At 68.6% G+C, this 2,515-nt stretch carries 2 protein-coding genes; both read left to right on the top strand.

Features of this window, described 5'->3' with window-relative positions; translation table 11 throughout:
• Nucleotides 1-889, top strand: an 889-nt coding sequence (locus tag AC5RUJ_RS14470) for a RecB family exonuclease (protein ID WP_494156066.1), incomplete at its 5' end; no start/stop codon positions are given.
• The coding region (locus tag AC5RUJ_RS14465; protein ID WP_494156065.1) for an ATP-dependent helicase at nucleotides 886-2,515 on the top strand (1,630 nt) is incomplete at its 3' end. The genes AC5RUJ_RS14470 and AC5RUJ_RS14465, both read left to right, overlap by 4 nt.

Below are 2,515 nucleotides of genomic sequence, written 5' to 3'. Positions count from 1 at the left end.
CGTGCTCGCCATGCTGGCGGCCAGCCCGGTGCCGGTGCCCGGCGCTCACCCGCGCGACTGGTGGGGACTGCTGCCGCTGAGCAGCACGGCACCGGTCGTTCCGGAGGGGGAACCCGTCCCGGTTTCCCCCTCAAAGGTGGAAGCCGTCCAGAAATCCCCGCTCGACTGGTTCATCCAAGCGGCAGGGGGCGAAGCGGCCACCGACTTCGCCCGCAGCCTGGGTACCCTGGTCCACGGAATTGCGCAAGACATCCCCGCGGGCACGGGAACGGAATACGTGGCCGAACTGGTCCGGCGCTGGCCGCAGTTGGGGATGAAGGAGAACTGGGAGGGACGGCTTGACTTCAACCGTGCCGAAGGAATGGTCCGGAGACTGGCCCAGTATGTGATCCAGATGCGTGCGGAGGGCCGGAGCCTGGTCGGCGTGGAACAGGACTTCTCGGTTGACCTGCCGGGTCCGGAACGCGTGGCCAGGCTGCGTGGACAGGTGGACCGGTTGGAACTGGACGCCGACGGGCGGCTCCACATCGTGGACCTGAAAACGGGACGCGCTGCCCCGACCAAGGCAGAACTGGAGCGGCACCCGCAGCTGGGCAGCTACCAGGCGGCGGTCCAGGCCGGAGGATTCCCCGAACATGCGTCAGCCCCGGGCGGCGCTTCCCTGGTCCAACTGGGACAGGACCTGAAATCGGTCAAAGTCCAGCAGCAGGAGAGCCTGGCCGACGGCGAAGACTGGGCCACAGCGATGATCCACGAGGCCGCGGCGCTCATGGCCGCTTCCGAATTCGAGGCCCGGCACGATCCGCAGCGGTCCGGCAACGGCGGTCACGGCTGCCGTGCACCGGAAATTTGTCCCCTGTGCGCAGAAGGAAGGCAGGTCACCGAATGAGCATAGGAACGGTCACCACAACCTACAGCCCGGAAGAGCTTGCCGGACTGCTGGGCCAGCACCTGCCGACAGCCGAACAGTCGGCCATCATCAGCTCCCCGCTGCAGCCGATGCTGGTCATCGCCGGCGCGGGTTCCGGCAAGACGGCGACAATGGCCGACCGCGTGGTCTGGCTCGTGGCCAATGGCTTTGTCCGCCCGGATGAAATCCTCGGCGTCACTTTCACCCGCAAGGCCGCAGGCGAGCTGGCAGCCCGGATCCGCGCGCAGCTGGCCAAGCTGGACCGCAAGGGCCTGCTGCCGCAGGAGGCCGACGATGCTGCCGGACTGGTGGAACCGAAGGTCTCGACGTACCACTCGTACGCCAATGGTTTGGTCAGCGACTACGGGCTGCGCCTGGGAATTGAACGCGACGTGGTGCTGCTGGGCACCGCGCAGTCCTGGCAGCTGGCCAGCCACTGCGTGGAGGCGTACGACGGCCCCATCGAGCACCTGGTGGCCGGCAAATCGACCCTGGTCAACGCCGTGATGCAGTTCGCCGGGGAATGCTCGGAGCATCTGGTCACCCCGGACCAGGCTGCCGGCTACCTCGCGGAGGAGGTGGAGCGGATCGCCGCCCTTCCCTACATCGACGGCAGCACCAAGCAGGCCAAGGCGGAGGTGCGGAAATTGCTGGACCGGCTGCGGACCCGGATCACCGTGGCCAACCTGGCGGCCGGCTACAACCGGGCAAAGCGGGAACGGGGGGTGCTGGATTTCGGTGACCTGGTCTCCCTCGCGGCCCGCATCGCCCGTGAAGTGCCGCAGGCCCGCCAGCTGGAACGCAGCCGCTACAAAGTCGTGTTGCTGGACGAATTCCAGGACACCTCCCACGCCCAAATGGTGCTGTTCTCCGAACTGTTCGGCGACGGGCATGCCGTCACCGCAGTGGGCGACCCGAACCAGTCCATCTACGGCTTCCGCGGTGCCTCCGCCGGCCAGCTCTTCGCTTTCCAGGAGCACTTTCCCCTGGTGGGCGACGACGGCCGGCGGGCCCCGGCTCCGGCCGGTTTCCTCACGGTGGCCTGGCGCAACAGCATCAACATCCTGCGGATGGCCAACCGGATCTCGGCACCGCTGAACCGGGAAGACCCGAACCGTCCGCGCCCCGGCCGGATCAGCGTTCCGCCGCTGCGCCCACGGCCGGGAGCCACGGAAGGAACGGTGGCACTGGGGCGCTACGCGACCGAGGCGGAGGAGACCCTCGCCCTCGCCGACGCGATCGAACGGGCACGGAAGACGGTTTTCGCCCGGGACCCTGAAACCGGCCGTGCCGAACCCGTCAGCACCGCCGTGCTGTGCCGGCGGCGGGCACAGATCCCGGGCATCGCCAAGGTACTCGAAGAGCGGGGCATTCCCTACGAAATCATCGGGCTGGCCGGGCTGCTGGCACAGCCGGAGATCGTGGACCTCGTGGCGACCCTGCGCGTCCTGGCTGATCCGGGACGGTCCGACGCGCTGATGCGGCTGCTGGCGGGGGCACGCTGGCGGATCGGACCGGCGGACCTGATGGCCCTGGCCGATTGGTCCCGGTTCCTGGAAAGCAGGCGCCGCGCGGCAACGGCAGGCGAGGCCGCCGAGCTGGACC

Source organism: Arthrobacter sp. Y3223164 (genome assembly GCF_059091005.1).
Note: the sequence above shows the minus strand (reverse complement) of the source record. Positions and strands in the feature narration are given on the sequence as shown.